The sequence below is a fragment of the Polaromonas sp. genome (assembly GCF_041689105.1).
GTDB lineage: Bacteria > Pseudomonadota > Gammaproteobacteria > Burkholderiales > Burkholderiaceae_C > Polaromonas.
On record NZ_JBDNGU010000092.1, the window covers coordinates 22,484 to 28,841 of the forward strand.

Annotated in this window: 6 protein-coding genes and 1 pseudogene; 2 read left to right on the top strand and 5 right to left on the bottom strand. The window is 63.2% G+C overall.

Going from position 1 to position 6,358, the window contains the following annotated elements; translation table 11 throughout:
* Positions 1-6: 6 nt before the first annotated feature.
* Entirely contained in the window at positions 7-783 is a 777-nt protein-coding gene (cysE, locus tag ACESMT_RS09625) for a serine O-acetyltransferase (protein WP_372826360.1), read from the top strand.
* A 19-nt stretch (positions 784-802) separates the two neighbouring features.
* Here the strand turns inward: cysE and gloA are convergent, their stop codons facing one another.
* On the bottom strand, positions 803-1,216 hold the full coding sequence (gloA, locus tag ACESMT_RS09630) for a lactoylglutathione lyase (RefSeq protein ID WP_372826361.1): 414 nt from the start codon (positions 1,214-1,216) through the stop codon (positions 803-805).
* Between the two features lie 190 nt (positions 1,217-1,406).
* Here gloA and ACESMT_RS09635 point away from each other — a divergent pair, with 190 nt between their 5' ends.
* The gene (locus tag ACESMT_RS09635) at positions 1,407-2,156 is read left to right on the top strand and encodes a transglutaminase family protein (protein WP_372826362.1); all 750 of its coding nucleotides are present in this window, start codon (positions 1,407-1,409) and stop codon (positions 2,154-2,156) included.
* Here the strand turns inward: ACESMT_RS09635 and ACESMT_RS09640 are convergent.
* The 4 genes and pseudogenes from ACESMT_RS09640 to ACESMT_RS09655 all read right to left on the bottom strand — a co-directional run.
* A pseudogene (locus ACESMT_RS09640) lies at positions 2,153-2,436 on the bottom strand (hotdog fold thioesterase); the annotation flags it as partial. The gene ACESMT_RS09635 and the pseudogene ACESMT_RS09640 sit on opposite strands and share 4 nt — an antisense overlap.
* 36 nt (positions 2,437-2,472) lie before the next feature.
* Positions 2,473-4,887, bottom strand: coding sequence for a heavy metal translocating P-type ATPase (locus ACESMT_RS09645; protein ID WP_372826363.1), 2,415 nt, complete (start codon positions 4,885-4,887; stop codon positions 2,473-2,475).
* A 184-nt stretch (positions 4,888-5,071) separates the two neighbouring features.
* Positions 5,072-5,521 carry a DUF302 domain-containing protein gene (locus tag ACESMT_RS09650; RefSeq protein WP_372826364.1) on the bottom strand — a complete coding sequence of 150 codons (450 nt, stop codon included), beginning with the start codon at positions 5,519-5,521 and terminating at the stop codon, positions 5,072-5,074.
* Positions 5,522-5,529: 8 nt separating this feature from the next.
* Positions 5,530-5,991, bottom strand: coding sequence for a hypothetical protein (locus ACESMT_RS09655; RefSeq protein WP_372826365.1), 462 nt, complete (start codon positions 5,989-5,991; stop codon positions 5,530-5,532).
* Positions 5,992-6,358: the final 367 nt, after the last annotated feature.

Here is a 6,358-nt window from a genome sequence, read left to right on the forward strand (position 1 = left end):
CGCAGCATGTTCTCCCGACTCCGCTCCGACATCCAGTGCATCCTCGAACGTGACCCTGCTGCGCGCAGTGGCTGGGAGGTGCTGACCTGCTACCCGGGCCTGCACGCCATCTTGCTGCACCGGCTCGCGCATGCCTGCTGGGGGCAGGGCCTCAAGTGGGTGGCGCGCTTTATCTCGCACATCGCGCGGTGGCTGACCGGCATCGAGATCCATCCGGGTGCCGTCATCGGCGAACGCGTGTTTTTTGACCACGCCATGGGTGTGGTGGTTGGTGAAACCGCCGAGATCGGTGATGGCTGCACGATTTACCAGGGTGTGACCCTGGGCGGCACCTCGCTCTACAAGGGCACCAAGCGGCACCCGACGCTGGGAAAAAACGTGGTGGTCAGCGCCGGCGCCAAGGTGTTGGGCGGCTTTCTGGTTGGCGACGGCGCCAAGATCGGCAGCAACGCGGTGGTGATCAAGCCGGTGCCGGCCGGCGCCACGGCGGTCGGTATCCCGGCACGCATCATTCCGTCCAAAACGGGTGAAAGTGCGGACGTCACGACGGCGCAGAACAAATTCTCGGCTTACGGCATCACTCTGGATGACGACCCGGTGTCACAAGCCATGAAAGGCCTGATCGACAACGCTTCCTCCCAGGAGCACCAGATCGCCCTGCTCTGGCAGGCCATCGAGAAGTTGTCGGAAAGCGGCAAGGTGCACAAGGACTGCGTGCCGGATGATGCCGCCCTGCAGGAGACATTTGAGGCCGAGAAGTTGAACCAGTTGATGGGAAAATAGTTCGCCGGCCGTCCTGGGCTTAACGCAAACCACCGCCGTTCGAGCCTTCCTTGCGCTCAATCAATTCAATCTTGTAGCCATCCGGGTCCGTCACGAAGGCAATCACGGTGGTGCCGCCCTTAACCGGACCGGCCTCGCGCGTCACGTTGCCGCCGGCCGCCTTGATCTTGTCGCAGGCAGCGCAAGCGTCTGGTACGCCCAGTGCAATGTGGCCATAGGCGGTGCCCATCTCGTAGCTGTTGGTGCCCCAGTTCCAGGTCAGCTCGATCTCGGCCTGTCCCGGGTTGCCCCCTTCGTAGCCGACGAACGCCAGGCTGTATTTGTACTCGGGGTTTTCCGAAGTGCGCAGCAGCGTCATGCCCAGCACCTCGGTATAAAAGTTGATCGAGCGTTGCAGGTCGCCAACGCGCAACATGGTGTGCAGGAGCCTCATCGTGTGACTTTCGTGGTAGTTCGTGGAAGTTGATCGGGGTTCGCTGTGATTGTCTGGCAATTTTTAACACCTCGCGCCCTGTGGTGGCATGGCAGGCACACCACACTGTCGCTGTTTTGTGGCTGCTCTGTCGGGTCTGCCGCAATTCGGCCTGCATAATCAGCTGCAATAAAAACTGCGCCTGCCACCCATGTCCTTGCCTTTCCCGAATGAGCATCCCCGTGATTGGATGGTCGCCACCCACTTGCTGGACCTGGACGACCCCAAACTCCGAATCCAGGCCTTGCGCATTACGCAGTTGGCCACCACCGAAACCCAGAAAGCCATCCTGATCCACGATTACGTGAAGGCCATGCCGTTTGGCTGCGTCGCGGGCTTCGACCATGTGCCGGCCGCCGCTGTCCTGAAAGCCGGGCGCGGTGATTGCCACACCAAGGGAACGCTGTTTGTGGCCTTGCTGCGTTCGGTCGGTGTCCCGGCACGCCTTCGCTTTGTGACGCTGCCCAGTGGTTTTCTCAAGGGCATCATTGATATCCAGCAGGACACCATCACACACGCCATCGGCGAGGTTTACCTCGATGGACGCTGGCTGCAGACCGACACCTATGTCACGGACTCGCTGCTGGAAACCCACGCCGTGACGTTGCTCAACCAGCAGGACACCCAGGTCGGTTATGGCATCCACGTGCGGGGCAGCCATTTTTGGGATGGACAACATTCGTCCTACGCGCAGTACCATGCATCGGACGCCGCCAGTTTGCCGGTGCATGACTGGGGTGTGGCCCATGACCCGGAGCATTTCTACCGCGACAAGGCGCACGAAGAACTTCAACTCGGCTGGCTGACCCGTGTCAAGTGGATGCTGGCTGCGGCGCTGGTCAACCGGCGCGTCGAACAGATCAGGACGCAGTCGGGACCGATGGCCCGCCAGCCGGTTTAAGCCGCCGCGCCGCGATCCAGGGCGGCCGCTTCTCCGGCTTGGGACGCAGGCACTTCAAACACCGGGCAGGTTGTTATTGCGTGGCATACAGCTTGCCTTCCGGCCTGACGATGCGCGCCTTGGCCGTGGCCAGTTGCCGACCGCAGTGGATGACCATGCCGATGGCCCGCAGCGGCCCGGTTTTGTGAGACGCCGCCCGTACGATGTTGACACCAGGTTCTGCCGTTGTGTAGGCGCGGCCCGCCGGCATCATGGTGTGCACGGCGCAGCCCAGCGCCGCTGGCGGGTGGAGGCCAAGCGCATCCAGCGACAAAGATCATGGACTGGCCGGCGGTCGTGACCCGCGCAGCCTCAGCGCGTTGCTGATCACCGACACCGAACTCAAGCTCATCGCCAGCGCGGCGATCATTGGGGACAGCAGCCAGCCGGTGAAAGGGTAAAGCAGGCCCGCGGCCAGCGGCACGCCCAAGGCGTTGTAAACAAAGGCAAAGCCGAGGTTCTGCTTCATGTTGGCGATGGTCGCCTGCGAGATCGCCCGGGCCTGCGCGATGCCACGCAGGTCGCCCTTGACCAGCGTGATCTGGGCGCTGTTCATGGCCACGTCGGTACCCGTGCCCATCGCGATACCCACATTGGCCTGGGCCAGGGCCGGCGCGTCATTGATACCGTCGCCCGCCATGGCCACGATGTGGCCTTCCTCCTGCAGGCGCTTGACCAGGGCCAGCTTGTCGGCGGGCTGCACGCCGCCGTGGACCTCGTCGATGCCCAGGCGTGTGGCGATGGCCTTGGCGGTTGTCAGCCCGTCACCGGTGGCCATGATCACGCGCAGGCCGGCAGTCTTCAGTACTGCCAGTGCCTCGGGCGTACTGGCCTTGACCGGATCGGCCACGGCCAGCAGGCCGGCGAGCTGGCCGTCCACAGCGAGGTGCATCACGCTGGCGCCCTCGGCGCGCAGCGCTTCTGCCTGCGTCAGCAATGCGTCTACAGCCACACCGGACTGCTCCATCAGTGCGGTGTTGCCGAGTGCGAGTGTCCGGCCGGCCACACGCCCGCTGACACCGATGCCGCTGGCTGACTCGAAACGCTCGGGTTTGTCCAGCGACAGGCCCCGCTCGCGCGCCGCACGCACGATGGCGTCTGCCAGCGGGTGCTCGCTGCCCTGGTCCAGGCTGGCGGCCAGCTGCAACACCTCGTCAGCGCTGAAGCCGGCGGCCGGGACCGCCCGGTCGAATGCCGGCTTGCCGGCCGTCAGCGTGCCGGTCTTGTCGACGATCAACACATCGACAGTGCGCAAGTGTTCGATCGCCGCAGCATCGCGAAAAAGTATGCCCTGGCCGGCCGCTTTGCCGGTAGCCACCATGATGGACATCGGCGTGGCCAGGCCCAGCGCGCAGGGGCAGGCGATGATCAACACCGCCACCGCGTTGATCAGGCCAAAGACCCAACTCGGCTGCGGGCCGAAAAATCCCCAACCGAAAAAGGTCAACAGGGCCGCAGTCACCACGGCCATGACAAACCAGCCTGCCACCTGGTCGGCCATGCGCTGCATGGGCGCCTTCGAGCGCTGGGCCTGCGCAACCATCTGCACGATCTGCGACAGCATGGTCTGCGCGCCCACACGTTCGGAGCGCATGACCAGGGCCCCGCTGGTGTTGAGTGTGGCGCCAATGAGTTTGTCACCCACCTGTTTGCTCACGGGCAGGGGTTCGCCGGTCAGCATCGATTCATCAACTGCGCTGCTGCCTTCAGTGACGACACCATCAACCGGCACTTTCTCGCCCGGACGCACACGCAGGCTGTCGCCCACATGCACATGGGTCAGCGGCACGTCTTCTTCCGTGCCGTCGGCCTGGATGCGACGCGCGGTCTTGGGCGTCAGCCCAAGCAGTGACTTGATCGCGGCCGAGGTCTGCGAACGCGCCTTCAGCTCCAGGATCTGACCGAGCAGCGTCAGGGAGATGATCACGGCGGCTGCTTCAAAATAAACCGCTACGCGGCCCATGGAAATGAACGAGTCGGGAAACACGCCGGGTGCCACTGTGGCAACCACGCTGTAAATAAAGGCAGCGCTGGTCCCAAGGCCAATGAGGGTCCACATGTTCGGACTGCGATGGATCACCGATTGCGCGCCCCGCACGAAGAATGGCCAGCCCGCCCACAGGACGACGGGCAGGGTCAGTACCAGTTCGATCCAGCTCTGAACGGCCATGTCGAACCAGCCAAGCTGGTGACCAAACATGGCCAGTGTGGTCACCACGATACTGAACGGGAGTGTCCACCAGAAACGGCGCGTGAAAGATCGCAGTTCGGGGTTGTCGTCATCCTCCAGCGTGGGCATCACAGGCTCCAGCGCCATGCCGCAAATGGGGCAGTTTCCGGGATGGTCCTGCCGGATCTCCGGGTGCATGGGGCAGGTGTAGATGGTGGCCCCGGCCTGGCCCTCGCCAGCTGCGTCTTTTTCTGCAGACGCGGGTAGGGCTGCCGGTTTGTCGAGGTAGGCCGACGGATTGGCCGCGAATTTTCCGAGGCAACCGGCGCTGCAGAAATACCAGGACCGGCCTTCGTGCTCAAGCTGATGGCCTGACGCTGTGGTGACGGTCATGCCGCAGACGGGGTCCTTGAGATCGGTGGGGGCGTCGGTGTGGGGATGACTGTGGTCATGTCCGGCGCCACGCGCAGAGCCGGCAGCCACGCCATCAGGGTGAGGCTGAGTGTGAGGTGTGTGGTTCATGGAAAGCATCCTTTTTTTCTGAAGGCCTGAACAGCTTCATAAAAAGCATAAACCTTCCCATGGTGGAGAGGTCAAGCCGCCGACGGCGTTAACCCTGCCCGTGGAAGGGAGGTCAGGTGACCGGGATCGTTTCTCAGGCGGACTGGCCACCGCCGTCAAACAGACCGGACATGCGCTGAGCCTCTCAGGTTTTCGCGGTACCGCCGGGTGCTGCGGTCAATGCCGAGCGAACGCGCTCAAGGCGGCTGCGGACCTCGTCGGCCACACGAGCCACTTCGGGGTCGTCGGCCATCTGCATCACCGCCACCGGGTCCATGAAACCCACCGTGAAGCTGCCGTCGTCATCTTCACGCACGATGACGTTGCAGGGCAGCAGCAACCCGATATCGGGCTGGGCGGTCAGCGCACGATGCGCCAGCGGCGGGTTACAGGCACCGAGGATGCGGTAGGGCCGCACATCGACCCCCAGCTTGGTTTTCATGGTTGCCTGCACGTCAATGTCGGTCAGCACGCCGAAGCCCTCGACCTTGAGGGCGTCGGTGACACGGGCCACCACATGGGCAAAGTTGTTGTCGTGTGGCTTGCAGTAAAAGCCGTAGGCCGCGCCTGCGGAGGAAGCGATGTTGGAGGTCATGGTGACTTTCAGGGTTTGGCGGGTGCAGGGGGCAGGCGGTCCATCATCATCTGCATCATGGACTGCATCATCTCCATGCGTTTTTCCATCCATTGCTGACGTGTCACCGGGTCACCGGCCATGGGGCCCTGACCGGGTCCCATCATGCCGCCCATGCCTCCCGCAGCGCCGGGTCCCATGCCGCCCATCATGCCCATGCCGTCCTGCATGAGTTTGTGGTTCTCGGCCATCAGGGCGTTGCGCTCCTCAGGCGTCCTGGCGCGCGACATTCTGTCGTGCACGGCACGCATGGCTGTCATTTGATCGTCCATGCGCGCCATGGGGCCGCCGGGACCGGCCATGGGCATGGCCTGCCCGGGTGCCTGTGCTGCGGTGCCCTGATTGGCCATGTGGCGGTAGGGACCGGCACAACCGGCCAAGCCCAGGGTTGCGGTGACTGCGATGATTGAAGCGAGGCGAAAAGGTGTCATGGCGAACTCCGGATGTTGAACGGCCAGTTTATGGACTCTGGTCATTTTTTGGCAGTTCAACTGCGCGCGTTCATGATCCATGTCAACGGAAGGCGAGGTGTAGCCAGCTTTTCCGGACGATGGCCGGGCATCTGGACGCCGTGTTCGTGCGGAACCTCTCGAAGCCTGTTGAGCCAGACAACCCTTCGGCAGCTCGTGGCGAACGGGTTAAACAGACAGGATGGTTCCTAGGAGCCTGTCGGACTTGGGAATCGTCGGCTGCAAATCGACCGCAGCGGTCCATTTTTCACCGTCTTTTTGTCCCATAGCTGGGCTATGGGTCTGCAAATCCGGCAAAAACTGTCCTCGCTGGGCCCGATTTTCGCTC

Excerpts from the sequence above, each read along its gene's own strand:
- cysE (WP_372826360.1), top strand. The coding sequence starts at position 7 with ATGTTCTCCCGACTCCGCTCCGACATCCAGTGCATCCTCGAACGTGAC.
- gloA (WP_372826361.1), bottom strand. The coding sequence starts at position 1,216 with ATGAGGCTCCTGCACACCATGTTGCGCGTTGGCGACCTGCAACGCTCG.
- ACESMT_RS09635 (WP_372826362.1), top strand. The coding sequence starts at position 1,407 with ATGTCCTTGCCTTTCCCGAATGAGCATCCCCGTGATTGGATGGTCGCC.
- ACESMT_RS09645 (WP_372826363.1), bottom strand. The coding sequence starts at position 4,887 with ATGAACCACACACCTCACACTCAGCCTCACCCTGATGGCGTGGCTGCC.
- ACESMT_RS09650 (WP_372826364.1), bottom strand. The coding sequence starts at position 5,521 with ATGACCTCCAACATCGCTTCCTCCGCAGGCGCGGCCTACGGCTTTTAC.
- ACESMT_RS09655 (WP_372826365.1), bottom strand. The coding sequence starts at position 5,991 with ATGACACCTTTTCGCCTCGCTTCAATCATCGCAGTCACCGCAACCCTG.